The organism is Ruegeria sp. CDSB029 (assembly GCF_059611125.1).
Map to the genome: position 1 here is coordinate 12,308 of NZ_JBXWOX010000007.1, position 24,603 is coordinate 36,910.

Annotated in this window: 27 protein-coding genes; 12 read left to right on the plus strand and 15 right to left on the minus strand. The window is 57.0% G+C overall.

Going from position 1 to position 24,603, the window contains the following annotated elements; translation table 11 throughout:
- The first annotated feature begins 99 nt into the window (after positions 1-99).
- Positions 100-762, plus strand: a complete 663-nt coding sequence (locus tag AC2FI8_RS10125) for a hypothetical protein (RefSeq protein WP_496778850.1) — start codon at positions 100-102, stop codon at positions 760-762.
- Positions 763-783: 21 nt separating this feature from the next.
- Here the strand turns inward: AC2FI8_RS10125 and AC2FI8_RS10130 are convergent, their stop codons facing one another.
- From AC2FI8_RS10130 to phhA, 5 genes are all read right to left on the minus strand, one after another.
- A complete protein-coding gene (locus AC2FI8_RS10130; RefSeq protein ID WP_496778852.1) occupies positions 784-3,072 on the minus strand; it encodes a glycosyl hydrolase family 28-related protein in 2,289 nt (762 codons plus the stop codon).
- A 135-nt stretch (positions 3,073-3,207) separates the two neighbouring features.
- Complete coding sequence (locus tag AC2FI8_RS10135) at positions 3,208-3,609, minus strand: DUF4864 domain-containing protein (protein WP_496778854.1); 402 nt, start codon at positions 3,607-3,609, stop codon at positions 3,208-3,210.
- A 48-nt stretch (positions 3,610-3,657) separates the two neighbouring features.
- Positions 3,658-5,232, minus strand: a complete 1,575-nt coding sequence (locus AC2FI8_RS10140; protein WP_496778856.1) for a lysine--tRNA ligase — start codon at positions 5,230-5,232, stop codon at positions 3,658-3,660.
- A gap of 121 nt (positions 5,233-5,353) precedes the next feature.
- Positions 5,354-5,707 carry a 4a-hydroxytetrahydrobiopterin dehydratase gene (locus AC2FI8_RS10145; protein ID WP_496725901.1) on the minus strand — a complete coding sequence of 118 codons (354 nt, stop codon included), beginning with the start codon at positions 5,705-5,707 and terminating at the stop codon, positions 5,354-5,356.
- 7 nt (positions 5,708-5,714) lie between these two features.
- The gene (gene phhA / locus AC2FI8_RS10150; RefSeq protein WP_496778858.1) at positions 5,715-6,515 is read right to left on the minus strand and encodes a phenylalanine 4-monooxygenase; all 801 of its coding nucleotides are present in this window, start codon (positions 6,513-6,515) and stop codon (positions 5,715-5,717) included.
- A 108-nt stretch (positions 6,516-6,623) separates the two neighbouring features.
- On the opposite strand from phhA, the gene AC2FI8_RS10155 reads away from it, so the two are divergent.
- Both AC2FI8_RS10155 and AC2FI8_RS10160 read left to right on the plus strand, forming a co-directional pair.
- Positions 6,624-7,091 carry an Lrp/AsnC family transcriptional regulator gene (locus AC2FI8_RS10155; RefSeq protein WP_496767400.1) on the plus strand — a complete coding sequence of 156 codons (468 nt, stop codon included), beginning with the start codon at positions 6,624-6,626 and terminating at the stop codon, positions 7,089-7,091.
- Positions 7,092-7,172: 81 nt separating this feature from the next.
- A complete protein-coding gene (locus AC2FI8_RS10160) occupies positions 7,173-7,595 on the plus strand; it encodes a tellurite resistance TerB family protein (protein WP_058273455.1) in 423 nt (140 codons plus the stop codon).
- A gap of 2 nt (positions 7,596-7,597) precedes the next feature.
- On the opposite strand, the gene dacB is transcribed toward AC2FI8_RS10160, so the two are convergent.
- The 3 genes from dacB to AC2FI8_RS10175 all read right to left on the minus strand — a co-directional run bounded on the left by dacB (position 7,598) and on the right by AC2FI8_RS10175 (position 10,262).
- Positions 7,598-9,076 carry a D-alanyl-D-alanine carboxypeptidase/D-alanyl-D-alanine endopeptidase gene (dacB, locus tag AC2FI8_RS10165; protein ID WP_496725898.1) on the minus strand — a complete coding sequence of 493 codons (1,479 nt, stop codon included), beginning with the start codon at positions 9,074-9,076 and terminating at the stop codon, positions 7,598-7,600.
- Between the two features lie 65 nt (positions 9,077-9,141).
- The gene (locus AC2FI8_RS10170) at positions 9,142-9,762 is read right to left on the minus strand and encodes a nicotinate-nucleotide adenylyltransferase (RefSeq protein WP_496767402.1); all 621 of its coding nucleotides are present in this window, start codon (positions 9,760-9,762) and stop codon (positions 9,142-9,144) included.
- A 32-nt stretch (positions 9,763-9,794) separates the two neighbouring features.
- Positions 9,795-10,262 carry an MOSC domain-containing protein gene (locus AC2FI8_RS10175; protein WP_496778859.1) on the minus strand — a complete coding sequence of 156 codons (468 nt, stop codon included), beginning with the start codon at positions 10,260-10,262 and terminating at the stop codon, positions 9,795-9,797.
- Positions 10,263-10,365: 103 nt separating this feature from the next.
- Here AC2FI8_RS10175 and AC2FI8_RS10180 point away from each other — a divergent pair, with 103 nt between their 5' ends.
- Both AC2FI8_RS10180 and ettA read left to right on the plus strand, forming a co-directional pair.
- Positions 10,366-11,706 carry a KAP family P-loop NTPase fold protein gene (locus tag AC2FI8_RS10180; RefSeq protein WP_496778861.1) on the plus strand — a complete coding sequence of 447 codons (1,341 nt, stop codon included), beginning with the start codon at positions 10,366-10,368 and terminating at the stop codon, positions 11,704-11,706.
- Between the two features lie 67 nt (positions 11,707-11,773).
- Positions 11,774-13,429 carry an energy-dependent translational throttle protein EttA gene (gene ettA / locus AC2FI8_RS10185; protein WP_282169755.1) on the plus strand — a complete coding sequence of 552 codons (1,656 nt, stop codon included), beginning with the start codon at positions 11,774-11,776 and terminating at the stop codon, positions 13,427-13,429.
- A gap of 240 nt (positions 13,430-13,669) precedes the next feature.
- On the opposite strand, the gene AC2FI8_RS10190 is transcribed toward ettA, so the two are convergent.
- Positions 13,670-13,876 (minus strand): hypothetical protein, encoded by a 207-nt coding sequence (locus AC2FI8_RS10190; RefSeq protein WP_496738965.1) that lies wholly within the window; start codon positions 13,874-13,876, stop codon positions 13,670-13,672.
- 368 nt (positions 13,877-14,244) lie between these two features.
- On the opposite strand from AC2FI8_RS10190, the gene AC2FI8_RS10195 reads away from it, so the two are divergent.
- Entirely contained in the window at positions 14,245-14,373 is a 129-nt protein-coding gene (locus AC2FI8_RS10195; RefSeq protein WP_496738964.1) for a hypothetical protein, read from the plus strand.
- A gap of 175 nt (positions 14,374-14,548) precedes the next feature.
- Here AC2FI8_RS10195 and AC2FI8_RS10200 read toward each other — a convergent pair whose 3' ends face one another.
- Entirely contained in the window at positions 14,549-14,758 is a 210-nt protein-coding gene (locus AC2FI8_RS10200; protein WP_496778863.1) for a hypothetical protein, read from the minus strand.
- A 326-nt stretch (positions 14,759-15,084) separates the two neighbouring features.
- On the opposite strand from AC2FI8_RS10200, the gene AC2FI8_RS10205 reads away from it, so the two are divergent.
- Both AC2FI8_RS10205 and AC2FI8_RS10210 read left to right on the plus strand, forming a co-directional pair.
- On the plus strand, positions 15,085-15,291 hold the full coding sequence (locus tag AC2FI8_RS10205) for a cold-shock protein (protein WP_058273677.1): 207 nt from the start codon (positions 15,085-15,087) through the stop codon (positions 15,289-15,291).
- Positions 15,292-15,469: 178 nt separating this feature from the next.
- Positions 15,470-16,030 carry a L,D-transpeptidase gene (locus tag AC2FI8_RS10210; RefSeq protein WP_058278724.1) on the plus strand — a complete coding sequence of 187 codons (561 nt, stop codon included), beginning with the start codon at positions 15,470-15,472 and terminating at the stop codon, positions 16,028-16,030.
- Positions 16,031-16,035: 5 nt separating this feature from the next.
- On the opposite strand, the gene AC2FI8_RS10215 is transcribed toward AC2FI8_RS10210, so the two are convergent.
- Both AC2FI8_RS10215 and AC2FI8_RS10220 read right to left on the minus strand, forming a co-directional pair.
- Entirely contained in the window at positions 16,036-16,650 is a 615-nt protein-coding gene (locus AC2FI8_RS10215) for an SOS response-associated peptidase (RefSeq protein ID WP_496767412.1), read from the minus strand.
- Between the two features lie 4 nt (positions 16,651-16,654).
- Positions 16,655-17,296, minus strand: a complete 642-nt coding sequence (locus AC2FI8_RS10220) for an arylesterase (protein WP_496778865.1) — start codon at positions 17,294-17,296, stop codon at positions 16,655-16,657.
- Positions 17,297-17,347: 51 nt separating this feature from the next.
- Between AC2FI8_RS10220 and AC2FI8_RS10225 the strand changes: the two genes are divergently transcribed.
- Both AC2FI8_RS10225 and AC2FI8_RS10230 read left to right on the plus strand, forming a co-directional pair.
- Entirely contained in the window at positions 17,348-18,043 is a 696-nt protein-coding gene (locus AC2FI8_RS10225) for an ABC transporter ATP-binding protein (RefSeq protein ID WP_496706040.1), read from the plus strand.
- The gene (locus tag AC2FI8_RS10230; protein WP_496778867.1) at positions 18,040-20,568 is read left to right on the plus strand and encodes an ABC transporter permease; all 2,529 of its coding nucleotides are present in this window, start codon (positions 18,040-18,042) and stop codon (positions 20,566-20,568) included. The genes AC2FI8_RS10225 and AC2FI8_RS10230 overlap by 4 nt, the downstream gene beginning before the upstream one ends.
- Here AC2FI8_RS10230 and AC2FI8_RS10235 read toward each other — a convergent pair.
- Positions 20,565-21,017: an RrF2 family transcriptional regulator gene (locus AC2FI8_RS10235; RefSeq protein WP_496778869.1), complete on the minus strand. Its 453-nt coding sequence runs from the start codon at positions 21,015-21,017 to the stop codon at positions 20,565-20,567. The genes AC2FI8_RS10230 and AC2FI8_RS10235 overlap by 4 nt on opposite strands.
- A gap of 95 nt (positions 21,018-21,112) precedes the next feature.
- Between AC2FI8_RS10235 and AC2FI8_RS10240 the strand changes: the two genes are divergently transcribed.
- On the plus strand, positions 21,113-21,682 hold the full coding sequence (locus AC2FI8_RS10240; RefSeq protein WP_496778871.1) for a gamma-glutamylcyclotransferase family protein: 570 nt from the start codon (positions 21,113-21,115) through the stop codon (positions 21,680-21,682).
- 50 nt (positions 21,683-21,732) lie between these two features.
- Here the strand turns inward: AC2FI8_RS10240 and gltX are convergent, their stop codons facing one another.
- Both gltX and AC2FI8_RS10250 read right to left on the minus strand, forming a co-directional pair.
- Positions 21,733-23,058, minus strand: a complete 1,326-nt coding sequence (gltX, locus tag AC2FI8_RS10245; RefSeq protein ID WP_496778873.1) for a glutamate--tRNA ligase — start codon at positions 23,056-23,058, stop codon at positions 21,733-21,735.
- Between the two features lie 60 nt (positions 23,059-23,118).
- Positions 23,119-23,553 (minus strand): DUF1801 domain-containing protein, encoded by a 435-nt coding sequence (locus AC2FI8_RS10250; RefSeq protein ID WP_496725885.1) that lies wholly within the window; start codon positions 23,551-23,553, stop codon positions 23,119-23,121.
- A gap of 116 nt (positions 23,554-23,669) precedes the next feature.
- Between AC2FI8_RS10250 and AC2FI8_RS10255 the strand changes: the two genes are divergently transcribed.
- Complete coding sequence (locus AC2FI8_RS10255) at positions 23,670-24,602, plus strand: MBL fold metallo-hydrolase (protein ID WP_496767422.1); 933 nt, start codon at positions 23,670-23,672, stop codon at positions 24,600-24,602.
- Position 24,603 lies beyond the last annotated feature (1 nt).

The following is a 24,603-nucleotide window of genomic DNA, read 5'->3' on the forward strand; positions in this document are numbered from 1 at the left end:
AAGGTCTTGTGTTTCCTTTGTCATTCAGCGGCATAGAATTCCTGCAGAATTCGGCCAAATCCTAACGATCCGTTAACCATGCTGGCGGATGCTGCGCGCATGCGCCAGGTTTCAATCCTTCTGATTTTGTTGTTGGCAGCCTCACCAGCCTGGTCTGGCGCTTGGTTGCGGGACAAGGGCGCAGCTTTTGTATCGACTGCCGTAACGGCGTTTAAGGAACCGGATTACGGATACGACTACAAAGGGTCATTTTATGCCGAGTACGGGTTGCGGGAGAAGCTAACGCTTGGCCTGGACGTTGAAGAGCACCGCGACATTTATGGGCATGCTCTGGTGTTTGCCCGCTTGCCTGTCGCCGAATTCGAAAAGTCAGGGCGCTTTGCTGCCGAGATTGCAATCGGTGCCCATCATCGCCAGATGCGAGCCTGGGCCTTGTACAAAGCCACGCTCTCGTACGGCAAGGGGTTTCAGACCGGCTGGGGCAATGGCTGGATCGCCATTGACGCTGCACTGGAATTTCGAACGCATGATGCGGTATATCGCAAGTTGGACCTTACTGCAGGCCTGTCATCCCCGCGCCTTATTAACCCCCTGCTGCAGATCGAAACCGCGTACCAAAGCGACCACCCCCTGCACTGGAGGATCAAGCCCTCAATCATGATCCGCACCAAGGACAGCCCCACCACATGGGTTCTGGGCTTGGAACGCAATGATGCCCGCAAGAATACGGGCATCAGGCTGGCTATCTGGAATACATTCTAAGACGCCCGTGATGGGGGCCGCTTAGTATTCCATACGCATGATGGCCGACACCGACCCACTGACGGGCAAAGGCCAGCGCATTTGGATGGTGTCCTGATTTGCGCCCTGCTCTAGCTCGACATAGGGCGTGGCATGAACGATCTGCCCGCCCGCATTTCTGAGCGGCCCCAACACCGTAACCGCATCGCATCCGCGTGCCTTGCCGCCAAAGGGCAACCGGCCGTCAGCAGGAATGGTCCAAACCGAAGATGCCGATTGTTGCGAGCGTCGGATCCGCAACGGGTTTTCCACCTTTGCGTTGATGCCATTGAACGTGTTGTCTTCGAAAATCACGTTCAGATGCGCCGAATGGTTCAGATCGGCAAAGCTGGTATCGACGCGGTCGGCCCGGTCGATACGACCGCTGCTTGACCTGAATTTGTTCCCGGTCACGACCACTCCGTTCAGATAGTGCCCGGCCCCATGAGGGCGAATGACGATCTGACTGAACCACGGCGCGACTTCGCTGGCATAAAAGATGTTGTCCGAAATTGTCATCGAACTGAAGGAATATCCGCTTGTGTAGACCGGGTTTGCATCCCGCTCGTTGGTCCATTCGACAAAGCAGTTGTCGACATAATTTTCGGAAATGGTCGAGCTGTTATAAGTCCCGGTCATGATCAGCCCGGCACTGCGGATACCCTTCGGAATGCTGTCACCCTGGAAAAAGTGGTTGCCTAAGATCAGGTTGTTGGATCCGGCCAACACAGCAAAATGCAGAAACCGCACGGCGCGATTGTGCCGTAGTTTGATATCGTTTGCATTGGCATTCAACGCGATGGATTTGCGGTCGGACACGTTGAAGGATTCTTCGGTCGACAGGAACTGGCAATTGTCGATCAGCATCCCCTGACATCCGGTCCCGTGCGAGCTGATGCCGCGATCTTTGGGCCGGCTGATAAAGCAATTCGTCACCGCGAAGGTACTGCCAGACGGCGCAAGCCGGATCGCACTGCTGCGGCCGTTGCACTGAAATTCGATCTCTTCCATGCCAAATTTGCGCAACGTACTGAAGCCGCTGAAGTCCAACAGGTATTTGAACGACTGGAACGTGAAGGTTTGCGTCCCCGCCGCATCAAAGAGCGGGTCATTCAGCCTGATCTCTCCGGCACCGACATCCTTGGAGCGCACATAGATTTCACGCCCAACACCATTGCCCTGCACCAGCGCGCCAACCGGAATGTTGGCGATGTTCTCCACATTGGTCAGCTTGGTCGAATCCGCCGGGTTGTAGGTTGCGACCGAGGTGAAGGTCTCGGTATCCCAGGCCGCGCTGCTTTTGACATCGAACTGCCCGTTACGGACGATGCGCCGGGTCGAAAAACCGCCCTGCCGGTTCGGAACGGCAGCGGCCATGTCAATTGGCGCTGTGACCGAGATTTTGCGCCCGCCCATATCCAGCGATTCATGATCCGAATTGTTCAACAACGCCTGAAACGCTTTTTTGAACGCAAGCTCCTCGTCCCCGAATGCTGCGATGTAAGCCGGTAGGTCGAAATTCTTTGTCAGCAACAGCATCTTGTCGTCGGGCATGTTGATAGTGCCCTCGAAATCTATCTCGGACGACATCGACGTGTTCTGCGCCAGAAAATAAGTGCCTTTCGGGACATAAATCCTGCGACCGCCAGCCGCCTGATCCGCTGCTTCGAACGCTACGGAATCGTCGACCACACCATCGCCGATTGCACCATAGTCACGCACGTCGACAGTGCTGATCATTTCGCGCAAGAAGATACTGGTGACATCGGTAATCTCGATATCATCGACCCGAATGACCGAACCATTGGCACCATCGATATTTAAGCCAAAATGCCCATAAAGCGCAGCAACGCCCCAGGGCATGTCGACGCCCGAGCGTTGACCATTGCCAACGATAGCTGTGATTTCATGGACGGTGCCATAGCCCGATAGCTGCGTGACCGGTCCCTGTTCGACCACACCGTTTACCTGCAGGTCACCTGCCCCGCCAGCCCAGGCCGCAATACGAACCTGCGGCAAGGGACCGCTGATGGCTTTGACACGTGCTTTAATTTGCAAATAGCATCCCGGGATCAGGGGCGTCTGTCCCATATAGCGAAGCTGTTGCGTGGCCTGCACTTTCAGGATTTCCAGACAGCCGCCGAAATCCGGGTCTGCCGGAACGAATGCCCCATTTGGTGCCCCGTTATAGGTTGGCGAACCCGGTGTCCCGTCGCCTCTGGACCAGACGCTCAGACCATTCGCAAAAGCAGGCGGCATGAAGACGATGCCGTCGGTGATTGCCTTGTTCATAGAAATCCCTTTCCCAATTGCGCGCAGCAGGTCACCGCGCGCACAAACCCAGTGTCCGGGGCTGCCCGAACGCAAAAGTCTGAGTACCGAATAGGGATTAACCGCCGCTCATATCACCGTGACGGTGGTGTTGCATCAAGCGGCCGGATCTGAGTTTCCCAGAAGTTGCACACCATTGATCTTCCAGCCGTTTTCCTGCTGAATCATCTGATAATCCAAAACGTGCAATTGCCCATTGCCATCCGTAATCATGACCTTCTGCCACAATGCGCCAGCAACCTCTCGCAGTTCCAGAAAGCGAACTTCGGCAGGTCTCCAAACCATGGGATAACCATTGCGGACCATGGCTCCGAAGTTCTCGGGCGTCCCAAAAAAGTTCTGGATGTTGGGACTTGCAAAGGTAAAGGCCGTGACAAAGTCATCCGCCTTAAACGCCTGTATTTGCGCCGCAATATTTGCCTCGATCTCGGCACTTTGGGCGAACGCGCCCGTGGCCAGTCCGGCACTGAGCGAAACAGCAAGTAGTAAACGACGCATGGGGCCACCTCCTGTTGAAAGAGTAGGCCCATGCGGTTTCAGGTCAAATCAGGCCAGATCCCCGGCCAAAGCCTTGTCGATCAATGCGATGGTTTCCGGCACGCCGTAAAGGGCAATAAACCCGCCAAAGCGTGGACCCTGCGAGGCACCCAGCAGCACCTCATAAAGCGCAGTGAACCAGCCGCGCATCGGGTCGAACCGTTCCCGCCCGATGGAATACACCACCGATTGCAGCGACTCGTCCTCGACCGGGCCATCGTACGCCTCAAGCGCGGCTTTCAGAGCCTCCAGCGCTTCGCGTTCCTGATCGGTCGGCGCGCGGTGCTGGCGGGTGGGTTTGACGAAATCGTTGAAGTAACGCACCGCAAACCCCGCAGCCTGATCCAGATCAGGATGGGTGTCGGGCGTGGCCTCGGGTGCATAGCGACGGATAAAGCCCCACAGCGCCTCTTTGTCCTCGGCCCCGGAAACCGACGCCAGATTCAACAACATCGCAAACGGAACGATCAGAGTGGATTCCGGAACGTCCCCACCGTGAATATGCCAGACGGGATTGTTCAGCTGCGCTTTCAGCTCCTGCCCTGGATAGGCTCGCAATTGCTGGTGGTATTCGTCGTAAGCTTTCGGGATCACGTCAAAATGCATACGCTTCGCCGTCTTGGGCTTTTGATACATGAAGTATGCCAGCGACTCCGTCGGCGCATAGGTCAGCCATTCATCAATCGACACACCATTGCCCGACGATTTGGAAATCTTCTGACCGTTTTCGTCCAGGAACAGCTCATACGAGAAATGCTCGGGCGCACGCCCGCCCAACGCACGGCAAATCGCGTCATAGATCTTTTCGTTCGTGGCGTGTTCCTTGCCGTACATCTCGAAATCAACGCCCAGCGCAGCCCAGCGCGCGCCGAAATCCGGCTTCCACTGCAGCTTGACGTGGCCGCCTGTGACAGGAACCGTCCATTCTTTACCGGTCTCATCGTCAAAGGTCACGGTGTAGGTCTCAGCACAGACCTTTTTCATCGGCACATACATGACCCGCCCGCTTTCGGGGTGCAGCGGCAGGAAGATCGAATAGGTCTGCTTACGTTCGTCCCGCAGGCTTTTGAGCATGATCGCCATGATCTCGTCATAACGCTCAACCGCACGCTTCAGGATCTCGTCAAACCGTCCGGACTCGTAGAATTCCTTGGCCGAGTAGAATTCATACTCGAAACCAAACGTATCCAGAAAACGGCGCAGCATCGCGTTGTTATGTTCGCCAAAGCTGTCATGCGTGCCGAAGGGATCTGGCACCGAGGTCAGCGGGCGCTGCAAGTGCTGTTCCAGAATCTCGGGGTTTGGCACATTGGTTGGCACCTTGCGCATGCCGTCCAAATCATCCGAGAAACAGATCAGCTTCGTCGGGATGTCCGACAGCGCCTCGAACGCGCGTTTGACCATCGTCGTTCGCGCCACTTCGCCAAACGTGCCGATATGCGGCAGACCTGAGGGACCATAGCCCGTTTCAAACAGCACGTATCCCTTTTCCGGAGCACCTTTCTGATAGCGTTTGAGCAACCGGCGCGCCTCTTCAAAAGGCCAGGCCTTGGACGACATCGCGGTTTCACGCAGTTCAGACATCAGATTTGCTCCATCGGGAAAAACAGTGTCGGTCGCCCGATGCAACCGACCGACCCCTCCTATTGTGCCGGTGCAGCATGAGTCAATAAAGCGCGCTGTTTTTCCTGATGGAAAGGACGATTTAAGCTGTCAACTGGTCCAGTTTCGCAGCCCAGATAAAGTCATTTTCGCTGAGGCCGCCGATTTCGTGGGTCGTCAGTTTGACATCCACATATCCCCACCCGAAGCAGACATCCGGATGGTGCCCCTGCTGATCGGCCAACCAAGCGCAGAGATTTGCAAGATAGGTCGCCTTGGCAAAGCCTTTGAACTTGAAGTGCCGGCTCAGCATCTTTGCATCCACGTCCAGTTGCCAGTCGGACGAGAGCTCCGCAAAATGGGTGTTGGCCTCATCGCGAGTCAAAGCCGGGACGCCGCCGGAACAGGGCACACAAGTACGGTCCGACAGACTGCAGGTTTCTCCTGATGTGGTCATGATCCGTTTACTCCGCTGCGGTTGCTTTTTCCGGAAACTTGTTCGGCAGCAATCCAAGGGATTGAGCTTTGCGCACGTCCTGCAACAGGTCGCGCTCGGCAGCTGCAAACAACTCCTCAGGTGAGTTTAACACGAAATAGCCCATTTGGTGCATGTCGATCCGATAGGGCGTGCGCAGGATTGCCATAATGTCGAACGGGTCCCGATCGGGGATATCGCTCTCGACAGCATAGACAAGCTCGGTCGGCGAAGACGCAAGCCCTGAGCCCAGTGCCCTGATCTCACCATCCTGACGACGCAGACCAAATTCGATTGAGAACCAGTACAGTCGGATCAGCCAAGAGTAATCCTTGTCGCTGGCCTGTACCCCGGCCTTCCCAATGGCATGGCTGAAAGCCGCAAAGCGGGGATCGCTCAGCAGGGGCGTATGACCGAAAATCTCGTGAAAGATGTCAGGCTCTTCGATATAGTCGAAATCTTCGCGCGAGCGGATAAAGGATGCGGCGGGAAAGACCCTGTCCGCCAGCATGCCGAAAAAAGTCTTGAACCCGATCAGCGCAGGCACCGGTTGGACCCGCCAGCCGGTCATATCCAGAAGCCGTTCAGAGATATCGGCACAAGACGGCACGGTGGTTTTGGGCAGATCCAGTCTTTTCAACCCGTCCAGATAGTCCTGCGCCATATAGCGCTGAACATTTTCCTCTTGGGCTGCGTAAAGGTCGGCCCAAACCGCATCCTCTTCTGACGTGTACGAGATATGGCCGCGCGCATCGGCGATCTTGGCGATATATTTGGTCGACTTGGGCATCACTTTTTCTCCTTGTGAAGAGTTTACCCCCTTGGATTGAGAAAATTGGTTTATAGTCGCAGATAAATCTGAAAGTTTTGGCAAATACATATCGCGGAGTGATTTTTTATGAAACAAACGCTTCAAGTTGCCGACATCGCCATTTTGCAAGAGCTTCAAATGGATGGCCGCCAGTCCATGCAGGACCTAGCAGATCGCACAGGGCTATCCGCGTCGCAGTGCTGGCGGCGAGTGCGCGACCTTGAGGCCACTGATATAATCTCTGGCTACACAGCGCAGGTGCGCGCCAAATCCGTTGGGCTGAACGCCATCGCCTATGTCCACGTGGCTTTGCGCGAACATCAAGAGGACAGCATCAATGCGTTCCTGCGCCTGATTGAAACCGAACCTCAGATCGTCGAGTGTGCCTCGATCACCGGAGATCATGATTTCATTCTGAAAGTCTACGCCAAAACCCCAGAGGAACTTGAGCACTTCATTATGCAGCGACTATTGAAATCCGGCCTTGTGCGCGACACACGCAGCAATTTTGTACTGCGGCAAACCAAAACGCGCGGTCCTTTGCCCATTCTCTAGCCTCGCCGAAGCGAAACCCGTTGAACCTGCCCGCTTGCCCACCTATCGTGCTGACGCAGAAAGCCTAATCAGGACGACACCATGACCGAACAAGTACCCCATCCAATGTCCCCACAGGATTGCCTTGTTGCGATCATGGTTGCGATCTCTGCGTCTGATGAGACCATCCGCACCGCTGAGCTGGTCAAGATCGAAGGCGCGGTCAATATGCTGCCGGTTTTTGCCGAGTATGACATCGACCGAACCCGCCGCGTTTCGCAAACTGTGTTTGACCTGTTTGAACAAGAAGACGGGCTGGATGCGCTGTTCGGCCTGATCCGTGACAACCTGCCCGAACGGCTGAACGAAACCGCCTATGCGCTGGCCTGTGATGTGGCCGCCGCCGACGGCTCGTTGGCGGAATCCGAGCTGCGCCTGCTTGAAGAAATTCGTTACGAGCTGAGCATTGATCGCCTGCATGCCGCCGCGATCGAACGCGGCGCTCGGGCACGTCACACTACCTGATCTTAGCTTCCGGCCATAGACCCCCAGCGCTCGATCAGTGCGCGTTGGAGTTTGCGCGAGCGATTGTTCCAGCTTCGCGCGCCTTGTGGTCGTTCGCGCTGCGCGCGCGGAATCGTGGCACGGTGGTCGACATCTGCAGTAAAAATCGCAAAGGCAAGTTCGGAACCGCCCGGCGCTGTGATGAAACCTCCAAGGCCGGATACGAAGTTCAACGTACCGGTTTTAGCATCAACCTTGATCGGGTGGTCTTGAACGGGCCGTCCCTGACTGTCCGCAAGGGTGAATTTTTTCAGCAAGGGTTTCAATGCGCCCGCCTGTTTCGCAGCAACCAGAGCTGTTACCAAATCTCCCGGTGCCATTCGGGACGCATCACCCAGGCCCGAGTGATCCACCATGGCGATCCCAGTCACACCGTATGTCTCGGTCGCCCAACGGTTCATCTCGGCCGCAGAATCCGCCAATGATTGCAAGTTGGCGCCGCGCGCTTGCGAGGCCGCCATACCAACCATCTCAGCCGTCAGGTTGGTCGAATACTTCAACATGCCGCGCAGTATACTATCCAGCGGGTCACTGTGATGCACCACAAGCAAGGTTCCCTTCGGTGTTTCGCGCATGACCTGCACGCGACCCAATTGGATCCCATTCGCGCGCGCCAGCGTCCTGAACACATCCCCCGCATAAAGCGCAGGCTTGCGCACCGGCAACCACCGCGCCCCACCAGTACCAAGCGCCCCTTGCGCCACGGTCCAGCGGTCCTGCCGCGCGCTGGATTCATAGGTGTAGATAGGCGCTTTTCGTTTCTCAATCTGCATAGAGGCCACATCGACCGACGGTTTGTACCGCGCGCTGCGCGCATCCATGGACACGTCATAGCGGGTACCATCACGTTTCCACTCAAAGTGCACCCGGTTGAAATTCAACGATATGCCACTGATTGAAGGACTATAGCCCAGATGATCCGGCTGCCCCGGATCGATACTGAACACATAAGGCAGCGCCCCCTCATAAACCTTGAACGCACCCTGAACTTCGGAAATCCCAGCCTCGCGCAAATTCGCCGCCAAATTGGCCAACGCATCGGTGTCCAGCAGCGGGTCGCCACCTCCCACAAGGATCAAGTCACCTTTCAGGATACCATTTTCGATCGGTCCATCCGCCATCAGGGCGGTCTCGAACCGGTAGTCCGACCCCAAGACATCCAACGCATAAAGAGCTGTCAGCGCCTTGGCCACGCTTGCCGGCGGCAGCCCCTGATCGCCGCTGAACTCTTCCAGCTGCGTGCCCGTTGTTGCATCCGCCACCGCGAACACCACCTCACCACGTAACCCGGCCGCTTGGACAAGTCGCTCGACCCCGGTCGGTACGTCGCCTCGCAATTGAGGGCGCAACGAGACCAAAGGCGCCTCGGCCAGCACAGCAGAAGGGATCAAAGCTGCCCCCAGCCCTGCTAAAAATCCACGTCGAGAAAATCGATCAGTCATAAGTCGAATAAAATCTCACAGACTAAATACGCACAACCACAGATATAGATTATGCGCGCATGGGGCTATTCCGGCAACACCTCAGCGCCCCAGCCACCGCGCTCCCGGATTTGGCTGGAACTTACATCGACCATCGGTACGTTCACGAAACACCACGCGGGCGCATCGGCGCGCCCCAGCAGACGCCGCGCCTGCCCATCTATGCGGTACTTGGCGTAAAGCCGCGCAGCAGGGGACATTCGCGCAGAAATCCGGTCGCCGGGGCGCGCAATCACACCGACAGGCACGCTGTCCATGATCAACCGCCAATTCTTCCACTTATGGAACTGCGCCAGATTATCCGCGCCCATGATCCAGACAAACCGCACTTTGGGATAAAGACGCCGCAGTTCGGCCAACGTATCCGCCGTGGCCCGCGTCCCAGTCTGCGCTTCGATATCCGTCACCTCGACCCCAGGGTGTTGCATCAGCCCACGCGCCGCCGCCATTCGCTGCGCAAGCGGCGCAGGCCCCCGCGCCTTCAAAGGGTTGCCCGGAGACACCAGCCACCACACCCGATCCAGGCCAAACGCCTTCATCGCCTCAAGCGTGACATGCACATGCCCCTGGTGCGGCGGGTCAAACGATCCTCCGAACAGCCCAATGACCTGCCCGGGCCGCGCGTATGGAATACTAAAACGATCCATGCCTTGCTGATGTTCAGAACTGGACAACGTTGTCAATCAATCGGTCGAACCTCATCGCCCAACGTGACCCGCCCCGGCCGCATCACCTCGGCGCACCACCCACCATGCCCCCGCACGGCGGAATAGCCGCCTTTGCCCAGCGCCTCCTCCATCCGGCTACACGGCGCGCAGATCACAGTAACGCGTAGGATCGCCTCGCCCACCTGCACTTCGCGCCCCTTAAGCGCAGCCAGATTGATCCCCGAGATAACAAGATTGCGCCGCAGGATATCGGGCGAGACCGGTCCCTGCCCGAGATACGATCCAATCGCCGCCAGATGCTCCTGCTGGATCAGAGTCACCGCCCGTTTTCCCGCGCGGCCTCGATCACCATTCAACCCATCGGTTGAGATCATGGCCTCATCCACAGAGACTATCCCCATCCGCCGCTCGGGCCGCAGACCAATCCATTCGACACGCCCCGGCTGCGTCCAACCGACAATGAGATCTTTCAAGGACATCAAAGGCTCCCAAAATTTTACACCTCCCCTCATCTAGCAGTCTGGCTGTTCCCGAGGCAGCCGCTAATAGTGGCGCTGATTGATTTGTGCATTGGAGCCAAACATGCGTCTGACCATCCCCGAACCCAACATCAAGCTATACGAAGATGGGTTTGACGAGCACGACAAACTCTCACGCAAACCTACTGGCGACAAACTGTCGGAACTGGTCGAGCGCATCGATGACCCACTTGTGATTGCTTTGGACGGCGCGTGGGGATCCGGCAAATCGTTGTTCCTGAAGTGTTGGGTTGGTGAGCATCTGAAACGTGATGGGAACACGACCCAAACCGTTTATTTCGACGCGTTCGTGCATGACTTTCTTGACGATCCTTTGATTGCACTGACCGGAGCGATTGCCGAACGGTTTGAAGACACGGATGACAAAACCGCTCAGATGGCTTGGAGTAAAGCCAAGCGAGTCGCCCCTGCCCTCGGCCGAGCAATTGTTCGTACCGGGGTTTCAGTCGCCACCGCGGGTCTTGTGAGCAAAGCGGACGAATTGGCAGACGCTGCGATTGAAACAGCTTCGCGCGAGCTTGACGGGGCCGTTGCCAATTTCTGGAATAGAGAGAGAGGAAAACGGGCTGCGATGGAGAGCTTTAGTCAAGCGCTGATTGATTTGACTGAGCCAGACGAGGACAAAGTACCAACTCGAAAACTCGTCGTTGTGATTGATGAGCTGGATCGTTGTCGCCCTGATTATGCTCTTTCGTTACTTGAAATCGTAAAGCACTTCTTCAACGTGGACGGGGTGCACTTTGTCCTAGGAGCGAACCTAAAGGAACTACAAAATAGCGTTCATGCTCGGTACGGCAGCGAAATGGAAGCATCAAAGTATCTACAAAAATTTGTTTCTGTAGTCGCGCCAATTAACGGGCCAAAACCGAGAAACAAAAATTTTGCTAACTACATCAAGTATTTTGATCATGTCGCCAGTGAAACTGAACTAATTCAGTCTTGGAAGTGTGAATGGCTTCAAGACTACCTAAAGCTGGTCGATCATCACGCACAATTGGGTCTACGCGACATTGAGCGGTTAGCCACTTTGGCCAGTATCTCACCGGGCCCCAAGACCGCAAGTCCGGCTTCGTTGCACCTATTCACTGGTCTTTGTGTATTGAAGATAGCGGCCCCTGATCTGTTTTCAAAGGTGAGATTGCGGACGCTGAGATTTAGCGAGGTAATAGGAGTATTCAGTATTCGCGATCGAGATCGGAATAGCACCTTCGCAACCGAGGCCCATTATATTTGGCGATTGGCGTTAGGTTTAGCAGAAAACGACATCACGCAAGGCACAAATCAAGCAACATCTGAGTATTTCAAGGGCGAAGAACCAACTCAGGTAATTCGCGACATTCTCGCGTCGTGCTTCGATACCTTTGTTCTTCCTGACTTTGAGTGATTGCTACACCTACAACCATCCGCTATCACCCCGCCCAACCTGATTTCCCCGACCCAGAGGACGCGACATGGCCGCCTATCAATACGTCTACCACATGCAGGGTGTCTCCAAGACCTATCCCGGTGGCAAGAAATGCTTTGAAAACATCCACCTGAGCTTCCTCCCCGGTGTGAAAATCGGTGTTGTCGGCGTCAACGGCGCCGGTAAATCGACGCTGATGAAGATCATGGCGGGCCTCGACAAGGACTTCACCGGCGAGGCCTGGGCCGCAGAGGGTGCCAAGGTCGGCTATCTGCCGCAGGAACCGAAACTGGATGAAACCCTCAGCGTTCGTGAAAACGTCATGCTGGGCGTGGCCGAAAAGAAGGCGATCCTTGATCGCTATAACGAACTGGCGATGAACTACAGCGACGAAACCGCTGATGAGATGGCGAAGCTGCAGGACGAGATCGACAGCCGGAACCTGTGGGACCTCGACAGCCAGATCGACGTCTCGATGGAGGCGCTGCGCTGCCCGGCCGACGACGCCAACATCGCCAACCTTTCGGGCGGTGAGAAACGCCGCGTCGCGCTCTGCAAACTGCTGCTGCAGGCCCCCGACATGCTGCTGCTCGATGAACCGACCAACCACCTGGACGCCGAAACCATCGCCTGGCTGCAACAACACCTGATCGACTACAAGGGCACCATCCTAATCGTCACCCACGACCGCTATTTCCTGGACAGCATCACCGGCTGGATCCTTGAACTCGACCGTGGTCGGGGTCTGCCTTACGAGGGCAACTATTCCGCATGGCTGGAACAAAAGGCCAAACGGCTGGAGCAGGAAGCCCGCGAGGACAAGTCCAAGCAGAAAACCCTGCAGCGTGAACTGGACTGGATGCGTCAGGGCCAGAAGGCCCGTCAGGCCAAATCCAAGGCCCGGATCAACGCCTATAACGAGCTGGCAGACCAGTCCGAGCGCGAAAAGCTGACCCGCGCCCAGATCGTTATCCCCAACGGCCAGCGCCTTGGCGGCAAAGTGATCGAGGTCGAAGGCCTGTCGAAACATATGGGCGACAAGCAACTGATCGAAGGGCTGGACTTCGCCCTGCCCCCCGGCGGTATCGTCGGCGTCATCGGCCCCAACGGCGCCGGTAAATCAACGCTCTTCAAGATGCTCACCGGTCAGGAACAGCCCGACAGCGGCACCATCTCGCTGGGCGACACGGTCGAACTGTCCTATGTCGACCAGTCCCGCGACGACTTGAAAGACAACGACACTGTGTGGGAGGCGATCACCGGCGGTGCCGAGATCATCCAATTGGGCGATGCGCAGGTCAATTCCCGCGCCTATTGCTCGTCCTTCAACTTCAAGGGCGGCGACCAGCAGAAAAAGGTCTCGCTTCTGTCAGGTGGTGAGCGCAACCGCGTCCACATGGCCCGCCTGCTGAAAGAGGGCGGCAACGTCCTGCTGCTCGATGAACCAACCAACGATCTGGACGTCGAAACCCTGCGTGCGTTGGAAGACGCGCTGGTCGATTTCGCCGGCTGCGCCGTGGTCATCTCGCACGACCGCTTTTTCCTGGACCGGATCTGCACGCATATTCTGGCGTTCGAGGGCGATGCCCATGTGGAATGGTTCGAGGGCAACTTCGAGGATTACGAAGAGGACAAAAAGCGCCGCCTTGGACCGGATGCGCTGGAGCCCAAGCGGTTGAAGCATAAGAAGTTTGCGCGGTAAGAACTTAGATTGAAGCCCGGAACCAACGTATTTGATTCCGGGCCTCAAATAGCCTGATTGAAATGAGTGACAACGTAGATATCGGTAATACGGTTTGACTGGCGTGTGCGGCTGTTATTCTAAGCTTCTCCAGACCATTTGTGAGCCTTAAGCAGCCGGTCGGAGTTCAGCCTCTCACAACACAAGTCACGTTGTCCGCGCGTTCTCGATCTGTGCCTTACAACAGTCTACGGAAGTCAGTTACTTTTGCGACTGGCCGACTGGCTGTTGGTTTTCACCACTCCGAACCTGCTTCTCGTTCAGAACATCTCCAAAAAGCACAGTCAGTTCCTTTTTGTTAACCGCTCCAGAGTTCGCAATTTGCGTTTTCCCGGCAAGCTCTTTTGGCACCGAATTTTCCTGCTCCGCTGATTTGAAAATGTGGTCTAAGATCGACTTGAAAAACATATCTTTCACCGTGCGTGTTGGGTTTCTCGAAATTGTTAAAACTGAATATTCGTTGCAATGTTCCGCTGCGGGCCGATCCGAGCGTGCGGTGGACGTCGGCTCAAGGACCGTGTTTCCGTGAGTGGCCACCCGCAGCGGTGCAGCGTACATATGAAAGAATGATCAAGTGCCAACGGGGAAGAAATCCGCGTTCTGCGTCATTTTTGAACAGCCAGTCAAAAAGTCTTTTTGTGATGTGGCTTTGCGAACTAAAGCTCATGCCACCGCCCCTATCGTGACGTTACGGCACTATTTTTTGCTGATAGTTTTAAGTGCTTCTTTTGCGGATTGTCGGGGTTCTAAACTTAGGTTCTGCTGAGGAGTGATGGGTGAAATCACCCATCCTACGGTTCGACAATCTCCCTTTTGGTGGCGATGCCACTCCATTCCAGATCAACGCGACCCGCACGAATATCGTGGTGTATGGACGAATTCGGCCTATGGGTTGGAAGCTCTAAAAACCGTGTTTGACAGGATTACCCCAGCAATGTGCCATGTGATTACGAAAATCTCGCTCATCACGGATCCAGTGCTCCGAAAACCTGCGTTGCCAAATCCCACGTTTCTATTCGACAACTTTCGACCCGCCCCGCGGACCGAATACGCCGACACCCCGTACAAACCGAATTTTGGTCAACCGCCACCGTGTCGAATAATCCACATCTCCCGGCGGCAAGGTTCAAACCGCGTGCCGGTGATCCGGCAACACAACAAACGCGTCACCACAAAGGCCGCGCGCAATTGCTCCAACTCGCGTACTAACAAATCCGATAATCGATCGGCCAGAGACGCGGCAAAAAAGTACTTGGCTCCGGGAATGCGGATGCGGCAGTGATTGCTCATGCTGCAACCTGATCACAGGCTTGGTTGGAGTTTTCTAGATGCCCACTCAGCGCACAGATCGCATGGCCTTTCCTTATCAAAGACCGCTGAACCAATAGCCAAACCCATCGGCGGATTCTTGTGCAAATCGGGAAACTGGCCCTCAAACCCTTGTACGAAACGCACAAAATCCCTTGTCACACGCCCACCCCGATGCCATATCAATGGGGCTTACGTTTTTCTATTTCGACCCACTGTCACCGTTTCCGGCGCTCAGTCTATCGATACAGACAACGACGCCGGGCTGCCGCAACTCCGTGGGCAGCACTAAACAGGAGACAACGGATATGCCCACAGGCACCGTAAAATGGTTCAACACCACCAAAGGTTTTGGCTTTATCGCACCTGAGGATGGCGGCAAAGACATCTTCGTTCACATCTCGGCTGTCGAGCGTTCGGGCCTGACCGGTCTGGCCGACAACCAGAAAGTCACGTACGAGCTGCGCGCTGGTCGTGACGGCCGCGAAAGCGCCGACGATATCGCACTGGCCTAAGGCCATGAAAGGGCAGAGGTTACCTCTGCCCTTTTCACATCACGCGGGACAAAACTGCAACACAAGTGTGTCCCTGCGATTACATCACAATACGGTTACTCTTGGCAGATGATTGACCAGATCGGTTATCATTCCGACACTGGTTTACGATTTTCCTGTTGTCCTTAAGAGAACCGATATGTTCACACGTCGCACTTTCCTTGCAGCATCTGCTGCCGCTGGCCTGACACCCGGTATTGCTTCGGCCAAGAAGAAAGCCGTTGAATACGACCCCACGCCCCAGTTCGTTCGGGTCAAGAAACAATTTCTGCCGGGGCAGCTTCTGGTCGCGCCACGGTCCTTCTACCTGTATCTCATCACAGAACCGCGCAAGGCGATCCGCTATGGGTGCGGCGTTGGCAAGGCAGGTTTGGAATTCACCGGCACAGCCACGATCGACGTCAAGAAAGAGTGGCCGACATGGCGCCCCACGAACGAGATGATCGAACGTGAACCGCTGACTTACGCCAAGTTCAAGGACAATGATTATGTTCAACCGGGCGGAGATGGAAACCCGCTGGGGGCACGCGCGCTCTACCTGTTTCAGAATGGGGTCGACACCTATTTCCGTATCCACGGCACGACGCAACCGCAAACCATCGGGCGCGCGGCCTCAAACGGATGCATTCGGATGCTGAACGCCCATGTCATCGACTTGTATGAGCGTGTACCGGTGGGAACTGTGGTCACGGTTGTCTGAGGCGGTCACGACCCGGACCAGTCTACGTCCGTCGCCTCTTCGATCTGCAACAACCCGTCCGGCCAAGGTTGCGCCAGAGCCTTGGCGTCGTCCTCGGTTCCTGTAACCCATGTCTGAATGTCGGCAGGTTGCAGCAGGACGCCCATTCGATGGTGTATCGGCTCCAGATCAGCATTAGGTGGGCAGGTCACAGCTGCAAACTGGTCAACCCGCAGACCGCCCGGAGCCTGCCAACTGTCGGTGATCGCAGCGAAGAACAGAGGTGAGCCATCCGCCGAGGCGATGCGCCATGCTGTTTTTCGACGTTTTTCGCCTATCCACTCGTACCACCCGTCGACTGGAACAACGGCTCGGCCAACGCCATCGAAGGCGGTTTTGTCAAAGACGGTTTCGGATCGGGCGTTGATTATGGTTTCCATCACCGGTCGACCGCGCGCATTGACGCGCCCAACCGGGATCATGCCCCAACGCATGGGCGTCAGACCTTGGGTAGTCAGAACGATCAGTTCCTGACCCGGTTGAATGTTCCTTCGCGGCGGCTGTGGGTCCACGTCACACTGGACATTCAAAAACTGGGCGATCTCAGACATTGGCCGTGTCAGAAAAAATCGCCCGGGCATCTTCTCAATCCTGCTTGGTCGAGGTTTCGACCAGCTCCAGCACGTAAGGCCCAAGCGCTGCTACAATCCGCGCCACGCCTTCTTTGTTGGGGTGAATTCCGTCCGGTTGCATGAACTGCCGGACTGCGCTCGGGTCGCCGTTTGGCTGCAACCCTTCAAAAAAGCTTTCCGCAAACACAAGCTGATATGCCTTGGCCAGATCCGGGTACATCGCATCAAAGGCCTGCTTGTAATCGACCCCGTAATTCCCCGGTGCCTGCATTCCGATCAGCAACACCTCAACCTCCGCCGCCCGGGCGGAGGTTACGATTGTCTCAAGGTGCGCGCGCGAGACAGCCGGGTCGATACCGCGCAGCAGATCGTTGCCGCCCAGCGTTACGATCATCGCGTCCACGTCAGGTGTAAGCGTCCAATCCACACGGGCCGCGCCGCCAGCTGTCGTATCCCCGGAAACTCCGGCATTGATCAATTGCACGTCTGCGCCCTGATCCTTCAGCCATTGATCCAACTGTGGTACGAACCCGTCCTGTTCCGGCAGCCCGTATCCTTGTGTCAGCGAGTCCCCGAGGGCCGCGATGACCAACGGTTCCGCTGTGGCGGCAAAGCCGCAACACGCAAACAGTAAAGCCATCAGAGCCTTGCGCATTTTTTGAACAACTCCATATCCCAAAATGACCGTCTCCTTTTGGACGTACTTATGACGACACCAGTTCTTTCGCTCCAAAATGCCGCTTTGTCGCTGGATGGCAATGCCGGCCGGGTCAATATCCTGCACGATATTACCCTGACCGTCGCCAAAGGCGAAACGCTTGGGCTTGTCGGACCGTCCGGGTCCGGCAAATCCTCGCTGTTGATGCTGATGGGCGGGTTGGAACAGGCAAGCGCGGGCAAGATCACAGCCCTTGGCCAGGATCTGACTGGCATGGATGAGGATTCTCTGGCCCGTTTCAGACGCAATGCGATGGGGGTCGTCTTTCAGAACTTTCATCTGATCCCAACAATGACCGCCCTGGAAAATGTGGCCACGCCGCTGGAATTGGCCGGACACAAGGATGCGTTTCAACGCGCTGCGGCAGAACTTGACGCGGTTGGCCTGTCGCACCGCCGCGATCATTATCCGGCGCAATTGTCGGGCGGCGAACAACAACGCGTTGCGCTGGCCCGGGCCGCCGCGCCGCGTCCGCAAATTTTGCTGGCGGATGAACCGACAGGAAATCTGGACGAAACGAACGGCGCGGCTATCGTCGATTTATTGTTCGGCCTGCGCGACAAACACGGCGCCACTCTGGTGCTTGTAACCCACAGTCATAGTCTGGCGCGCAAGTGCGATCGGGTTGTACGCTTGCGCGACGGGCGAATTTCGGAAGACAGCCAGCAAAAGGCTGCGGAATGAGCTTTCGGCTGGCCGGGCGTCTGGCACGCCGTGAACTTCGGGGCGGGCTGCATGGGTTTCGCGTTTTCCTCGCGTGTCTTGCGCTGGGTGTCGCCGCAATCGCAGCAGTTGGATCGGTGCGCCACGCGATCCAAGCTGGATTGGCCGAAGAAGGCGCGGCCCTGTTGGGCGGGGATGCGCAACTGGAATTCACCTACCGATTTGCCACACATGACGAACGCGCCTGGATGGACCAGACCGGGACAGCTGTCTCTGAAGTGGTCGATTTTCGCTCAATGGCCGTTGCTGATCAGGGCGCTGAAACGCAACGCGCGCTGACACAGGTTAAATCAGTCGACGACACCTACCCGTTATTGGGGTCTCCGGTTTTGAAGCCTGCAATGCCCCTGTCGGTGGCTTTAGGGACACATCAAGGTCTTCCCGGCGCGGTAATGGATCCGTCACTGATTGATCGACTGGGTCTTTCCGTCGGAGATCGCTTTGCACTGGGGACGCAAGAATTTATCCTGACCGCCGCATTGATCCATGAACCGGACGGGGCGGCAGATGGCTTTGGTCTGGGCCCTCGCACGCTGGTGCGGACCGAAGATTTGCAAGCATCCGGCCTGTTGGCCCCGGGAACTCTGTTTTCCACCAAATACCGCCTGGCCCTGCCATCAGGAACCGATCTGCAATATCTAGCGGTAGAAGCGCGTCAGAATTTTGAGGGTACCGGTATGCGCTGGACCGACGCGCGCAACGGTGCGCCCGGCATTGCCGAATTTGTCGGGCGGCTCAGCGCATTTCTGGTTCTGGTCGGGTTGTCCGGCCTTGCAGTCGGCGGCATCGGAGTTTCCGCAGCCGTGCGCGCCTATCTGTCCCAAAAGACAGAGACCATCGCCACTCTGCGCACACTGGGCGCTGACAAAGCGACGATATTCCAAACTTATATGATCCAGATCGGTGTCCTGTCGGGGATCGGGATCTTGCTGGGCCTTGCCTTGGGCGGGTTGCTGCCGCTGCTGCTGGCCCCCTTGATTGAAGCCCGACTGCCTGTACCCGCGGTTTTCTCATTTTATCCGGCACCGCTTGCCGAAGCAGCGTTGTACGGCTTACTGACGGCCTTTCTGTTCACGCTCTGGCCCCTTGCCCGCACCGAAGACGTCCGCGCAGCGACGCTGTTTCGGGATGCTCTGACCTCGGCGCGTGCGGTTCCACGAGGGGTATACCTCATCGCAACTGGTTCCGGCCTCGCGCTGCTGATCGCATCAGCCGCCTGGTTCAGCGGCTCGGCGCGCCTGACGTTCTGGACCGCCGGAGGGTTGGTGGGCGCGTTGCTGCTGCTGTCCGCTGCGGCCTATGCGGTGCGCCGGCTGGCTCGGCTCAGCGCCCCATCAGCGCGCGGGCGTCCGGCCCTTCGGTGGGCCTTGTCGGCCATTTCCGACCCGCGAGAGGGCGCTGCATCCGTTGTACTATCTCTGGGTCTTGGGCTTTCGGTTCTGGCGGCCGTTGGACAGATCGACGGCACCTTGCGCAATGCAATTTCCGGCAACTTGCCGGACGTTGCCCCGTCTTACTTCTTCGTCGACATCCAGAAGGACCAGATGCCGGGATTTAATGACAGGTTGACCACCGACCCCGGCGTCAGCCGGATCGAAAGCGCACCGATGCTGCGCGGGATCATAACGCAGATCAACGACAAGCCCGCCCGCGAAGTGGCAGGCGATCATTGGGTACTGGATGGCGACCGGGGCATCACCTATTCCGTCCGGCCACCTGATAACGCGCGCATAACCTCGGGCGAATGGTGGGCCGAAGACTATACCGGTACCCCGCAGGTGAGTTTCGCAGCCGAGGAGGCGGAAGAAATGGGCCTTAAACTCGGCGACCAATTGACCGTGAATATTTTGGGCCGGGACATTACCGCAGAACTTACATCAACGCGCGAGGTTGATTTCTCAAACGCAGGTATGGGCTTTATCATGTCCATGAACCCATCGGCCCTTGCAGGTGCCCCGCACAGCTTCATCGCGACGGTCTACGCCGAAGAACAGGCCGAAACTGTAATTCTGCGCGATTTGGCCGGGAAGTTCCCCAACATAACGGCGATCCGCGTTCGCGATGCGATTGATCGGGTCTCGGGCCTGCTGGCAGGCATCGCAGCGGCAACGTCATACGGCGCGGGTATTTCTCTGCTGACCGGCTTCTTGGTCCTCATCGGTGCTGCCGCGGCCGGGGAACCCGCCCGCCGATACGAGGCCGCGATCCTCAAGACTCTGGGCGCGGATCGGCGACGCATCCTGTTCAGCTTTGCCCTGCGCGCCGCGCTGTTGGGTGCGGCCGCAGGTGGCGTTGCCCTTCTGACCGGCATTTTGGGTGGGTGGGCCGTCGCCACCTATATTTTCGACACGAAATTCTCTGTGATCTGGCCGTCCGCAATCGGAATTGTTCTGGCGGGCATCATCGTGACGCTTGGCGCGGGGCTGATCTTTGCCCTGCGACCCCTGGCCGTCCGCCCTGCCCGCATCCTGCGTGCCAGCGATTAACCTGCGCGCGCGCAGGCAACCGGTTGCAGGATCTGCAGCAAAGGATCGTTGTCGCAGATCAGGGCGTCTAACGTAATCTCGTCCAGTGAGGCATAGAAGACCTCAGCCGCGTCCTGAAGCGCCATCCGCAAACGACATGCATCCGTCAATGGGCAGGTGTTGTCGGCATCCGCAAAACACTCGGCCAGCGGCAAGTTGCCTTCGACGTGGCGAAACACCGATCCGATACGGATCTGTTCGGCCGGCCGAGCTAGTACCATACCGCCGTTACGACCGCGCTGAGTGCTTAGATAGTCCAACTGGCTGAGCTGATTGATGACCTGTGCCAGATGGTTCTCGGAAATATTGCAGACTTCGGCAATCTCGGACTTGGTAACCAGCCTATCCTGATGCGCTGCACAATACATCAGCAGCCGTACCGCAATGTTCGTTCGTTTGGTTATCCGCATCGTGACCTCCCGAGTTTCAAGATGCAGACTTATTGCATGTCTGGTCAAAAAGCGGTTTGACATACATCAATCGTCAGGAAAGGACGTGTGGGCACATGGCAGATCCCTATTTCTTTGGCTACGGCAGCCTTGTGAACCTTTCGACCCACGACTTTCCCGATCCGCATCCTGCCCGTCTCAAAGGCTGGCGGCGCGCATGGCGGCACACTGACCTGCGACCGGTCGCCTTTCTGACTGCGGTACCAGACCCCGCATCCGAGATAGAAGGCATGATTGCACATGTGCCGAAAAATGATTGGATCGCGCTAGACGAACGGGAGTGGGCCTATAGCCGAATTCCCGCTACACAATCCGTCACGCACCCTATAAAGCACGAGGTCGAGATTGCCGTCTACGCTGTGTCTCCTGACGGGCACAGCGCTCCAAGCAATCACCACCCATTGCTACTGAGTTACATTGATGTGGTCGTGCAGGGATACCTGCGCGCATTTGGTGAAAAGGGTGCAGATCGTTTCTTTGCCACCACAGATGGATGGGATGCACCGATCCTGAACGACCGGGCCGAGCCCCGATATCCGCGCCATCTACAGTTGAAATCGGTTGAGACTGAATTCGTGGATGATCGTCTCAGCCTTCTCTCAGCCCGGATTGTGCAGAACGCATAGAAAAAAGCGGGATCGAACGACCCCGCTTTTCCTCATTCTCTCTAATACGCTCAAGCTTTTGCGCGGATTACCTGCAGCAGTGGCAACAGAGTGGCCATCTCAGGCCCGCGCTCCATGCCGGTCAGGGCCTTGCGCAACGGCATAAACAGGCCCTTGCCCTTACGGCCGGTCGCTTCTTTTACCGTGCTGGTCCATTTGCCCCAGGTTTCGCCATCGAACGGACCTTCGGGCAGCAAGGTCATCGCCTCTGCGATAAAGTCACGATCCTCATCCGCGATCAGCGGCTCTGCTCCGTCGCGGCACAGCTCCCACCAGCCCTTGAGATCAGCCAAAGTGGTGATGTTCTCGCGCGCCATCGCCCAGAAGGGTTCGGCCAGATCGGCAGGAACACCAGCATCAGCCACAGCCTCGGCCACGTCGGCCAAAGGCAGGGACTGCAAATGCTTTGCCGTCAGCGGGAACAGGTCTTGCACATCGAACTTGGTCGGGGCAGCGCCAAAGCGGTTCACATCGAATCCTTCGATCAGTTCTGCCATGTCCGAGCGCAGCTCAACCGGATCAGACGATCCAAGACGCGCCATCAGACTCAGCAACGCCATCGGCTGCACGCCCTGTTCACGCAGATCACGCAGGGCCAGCGTGCCCAACCGTTTTGACAGGGCCTCTCCTTGCGGACCGGTCAACAGCGAATGGTGCGCAAAACGCGGGCAGGTGCCGCCCAGCGCCTCGATGATCTGAATCTGGGTCGCGGTGTTGGTCACATGGTCCGAGCCACGCACCACATCGGTGACGCCCATTTCGGTGTCATCCACCACCGACGCAATCGTGTAGAGAACCTGACCGTCGCCACGGATCAGAACCGGATCGGACACGGATGCCGCATCGATCGAGATGTCGCCCAGAATGCCGTCATTCCACTCGATCCGCTCGTGATCCAGCTTGAAGCGCCAGACGCCGCTGCCACGCTCGGCCCGCAGCGCTTCTTTCTCGGCATCACTGAGGTTCAGCGCCGCGCGGTCATAGACCGGCGGCTTGCCCATGTTCAGTTGCTTCTTACGCTTGAGGTCCAGCTCGGTCGGCGTCTCGAATGCCTCATAGAACCGGCCCATCTCGCGCAACTTGTCTGCGGCTTCGGCATAACGGTCCAGACGATCCGACTGACGCTCAACCCGGTCCCAGTGCAGGCCCAGCCACTCCATATCCTGCTTGATCGCATCGACATATTCTTCCTTCGACCGCTCAGGATCGGTGTCATCGATGCGCAGGATGAACGTACCGCCGGCCTTGCGTGCGATCAGATAGTTCATCAGGGCGGTGCGCAGGTTGCCCACGTGGATGTAACCGGTGGGCGACGGGGCAAAACGGGTGGTTGTCATAGGTGTCTCCTGTTGGCGCGGCTCATGTCACAGGATTGGTCGATTGTCCAGCAAAGGCGTTCAGGTCGGCTGGACCGGCCAGTGCTGATTCAAGTCCTTTAGCCCGGCGCAGATCAGTTCAGACAGAACATTCGTGTTAATATCCGCCAGCTTGTTCACATAGAGACAGGACTTGCCCAGCTTGTGTTTACCCAGTCTGGATAGAATATCCCCGAAATCCGCGTAGCCGGGCATGATGTAGATCGACAGAGCCGTTTTGCGCGGGGAAAACCCGGTTGCCAGAAACTCTCCTTCACGCCCGGACTTGTAGCGATAATGGTAACGACCATAGCCCACAATCGACGCCCCCCACATAACGGGTTCAAACCCGGTCGCGTGCCGAAAGAGGGCATCCAACGCCCGGGCATCATCTGCCTTCTTCGCCGGTTGAACAGCCGCCAAAAAGCCCTCGACGCTTTGCCCTGTGGGGGCAGTTTTATTCCCAGATCGCGCCATAAACAAAAATTAACACGTAATGTTCATCCACGCAGCCCATTTGAAAAGGGTATACACTGGCAAGAGACTCGCGCCGATCTAATTCACCTATTGGTGTTCTGACAGGGAGAACCAACATGACCATCAAATTGACACGCCGCGCAGCACTGGGATCAGCGGCAGCTTTACCTTTTGCCGCAGCCGCCGCACCGGTTCTGGCAGCCGGAGCCGAGACCAAGGCAAATTCTACCATCGCCAAATCGTTCACTTTAGGCGATTTCACCGTCACGACGTTGCTGGACGGCAGCCTGCCCCGTGACGGAGCGCAAGAGATATTTGGCGGCGGGGCATCTGATGAAGACTTTGCAAAGGTCTCAGCAGACAATTTCATCTCACCAGATGTCGCGCAATTCTTCTTTACCCCGACTTTGGTCAATACCGGGTCGGAGTTGGTCTTGTTCGACACAGGGCTGGGCCAAGGTGGTATTCAAGCGGCACTGGCTGATGCGGGTGTTACCCCGGATCAGATCAATGTCGTCGTCATCACCCATATGCATCCCGACCATATCGGCGGCATGACAACAAATGACGCGCCGACATTCCCGAACGCGCGCTATGTTACCTCCTCTCCGGAATATGACTTCTGGGCGGCGCAGGACGCAGGCAATCGTGTCGGGGATCTGGTCGCTGCCAAGGTCACGCCATTGGCCGAGAAGATGACCTTTGTTGAAAATGGCGGTGAAGTCTCGTCGGGCATCACTGCTGTTGCAGCTTATGGCCATACGCCTGGTCATACGGTCTATCATCTGGAAAGCAATGGGCAGCGTCTGGTTCTGACGGCCGATCTGGCCAACCACTACGTCTGGTCCTTTGCCCACCCCGAGTGGGAGGTTCGCTTTGACATGGATAAGGCCGCAGCCACGGCGTCGCGCCGCGACGTGCTGGGCATGCTGGCCGCCGACAAAGTTCCGATGATCGGCTATCACATGCCATTCCCGGCGGCTGGCTTCGTTGAACCCCGTGGCGAAGGGTTCCGCTTTGTGCCGGTCAGCTATCAGATGATGGGATAGT

Excerpts from the sequence above, each read along its gene's own strand:
- AC2FI8_RS10250 (WP_496725885.1), bottom strand. The coding sequence starts at position 23,553 with ATGGCGCGATCTGGGAATAAAACTGCCCCCACAGGGCAAAGCGTCGAG.
- AC2FI8_RS10125 (WP_496778850.1), top strand. The coding sequence starts at position 100 with ATGCGCCAGGTTTCAATCCTTCTGATTTTGTTGTTGGCAGCCTCACCA.
- AC2FI8_RS10160 (WP_058273455.1), top strand. The coding sequence starts at position 7,173 with ATGACCGAACAAGTACCCCATCCAATGTCCCCACAGGATTGCCTTGTT.
- AC2FI8_RS10220 (WP_496778865.1), bottom strand. The coding sequence starts at position 17,296 with ATGCGCAAGGCTCTGATGGCTTTACTGTTTGCGTGTTGCGGCTTTGCC.
- gltX (WP_496778873.1), bottom strand. The coding sequence starts at position 23,058 with ATGACAACCACCCGTTTTGCCCCGTCGCCCACCGGTTACATCCACGTG.
- AC2FI8_RS10240 (WP_496778871.1), top strand. The coding sequence starts at position 21,113 with ATGGCAGATCCCTATTTCTTTGGCTACGGCAGCCTTGTGAACCTTTCG.
- AC2FI8_RS10140 (WP_496778856.1), bottom strand. The coding sequence starts at position 5,232 with ATGTCTGAACTGCGTGAAACCGCGATGTCGTCCAAGGCCTGGCCTTTT.
- AC2FI8_RS10135 (WP_496778854.1), bottom strand. The coding sequence starts at position 3,609 with ATGCGTCGTTTACTACTTGCTGTTTCGCTCAGTGCCGGACTGGCCACG.
- AC2FI8_RS10180 (WP_496778861.1), top strand. The coding sequence starts at position 10,366 with ATGCGTCTGACCATCCCCGAACCCAACATCAAGCTATACGAAGATGGG.
- dacB (WP_496725898.1), bottom strand. The coding sequence starts at position 9,076 with ATGACTGATCGATTTTCTCGACGTGGATTTTTAGCAGGGCTGGGGGCA.
- AC2FI8_RS10200 (WP_496778863.1), bottom strand. The coding sequence starts at position 14,758 with ATGAGCAATCACTGCCGCATCCGCATTCCCGGAGCCAAGTACTTTTTT.
- AC2FI8_RS10155 (WP_496767400.1), top strand. The coding sequence starts at position 6,624 with ATGAAACAAACGCTTCAAGTTGCCGACATCGCCATTTTGCAAGAGCTT.
- AC2FI8_RS10130 (WP_496778852.1), bottom strand. The coding sequence starts at position 3,072 with ATGAACAAGGCAATCACCGACGGCATCGTCTTCATGCCGCCTGCTTTT.
- AC2FI8_RS10175 (WP_496778859.1), bottom strand. The coding sequence starts at position 10,262 with ATGTCCTTGAAAGATCTCATTGTCGGTTGGACGCAGCCGGGGCGTGTC.
- AC2FI8_RS10205 (WP_058273677.1), top strand. The coding sequence starts at position 15,085 with ATGCCCACAGGCACCGTAAAATGGTTCAACACCACCAAAGGTTTTGGC.
- AC2FI8_RS10145 (WP_496725901.1), bottom strand. The coding sequence starts at position 5,707 with ATGACCACATCAGGAGAAACCTGCAGTCTGTCGGACCGTACTTGTGTG.
- AC2FI8_RS10225 (WP_496706040.1), top strand. The coding sequence starts at position 17,348 with ATGACGACACCAGTTCTTTCGCTCCAAAATGCCGCTTTGTCGCTGGAT.
- AC2FI8_RS10215 (WP_496767412.1), bottom strand. The coding sequence starts at position 16,650 with ATGCCCGGGCGATTTTTTCTGACACGGCCAATGTCTGAGATCGCCCAG.
- AC2FI8_RS10235 (WP_496778869.1), bottom strand. The coding sequence starts at position 21,017 with ATGCGGATAACCAAACGAACGAACATTGCGGTACGGCTGCTGATGTAT.
- AC2FI8_RS10190 (WP_496738965.1), bottom strand. The coding sequence starts at position 13,876 with ATGTTTTTCAAGTCGATCTTAGACCACATTTTCAAATCAGCGGAGCAG.
- AC2FI8_RS10255 (WP_496767422.1), top strand. The coding sequence starts at position 23,670 with ATGACCATCAAATTGACACGCCGCGCAGCACTGGGATCAGCGGCAGCT.
- AC2FI8_RS10230 (WP_496778867.1), top strand. The coding sequence starts at position 18,040 with ATGAGCTTTCGGCTGGCCGGGCGTCTGGCACGCCGTGAACTTCGGGGC.
- phhA (WP_496778858.1), bottom strand. The coding sequence starts at position 6,515 with ATGCCCAAGTCGACCAAATATATCGCCAAGATCGCCGATGCGCGCGGC.
- AC2FI8_RS10170 (WP_496767402.1), bottom strand. The coding sequence starts at position 9,762 with ATGGATCGTTTTAGTATTCCATACGCGCGGCCCGGGCAGGTCATTGGG.
- AC2FI8_RS10210 (WP_058278724.1), top strand. The coding sequence starts at position 15,470 with ATGTTCACACGTCGCACTTTCCTTGCAGCATCTGCTGCCGCTGGCCTG.
- ettA (WP_282169755.1), top strand. The coding sequence starts at position 11,774 with ATGGCCGCCTATCAATACGTCTACCACATGCAGGGTGTCTCCAAGACC.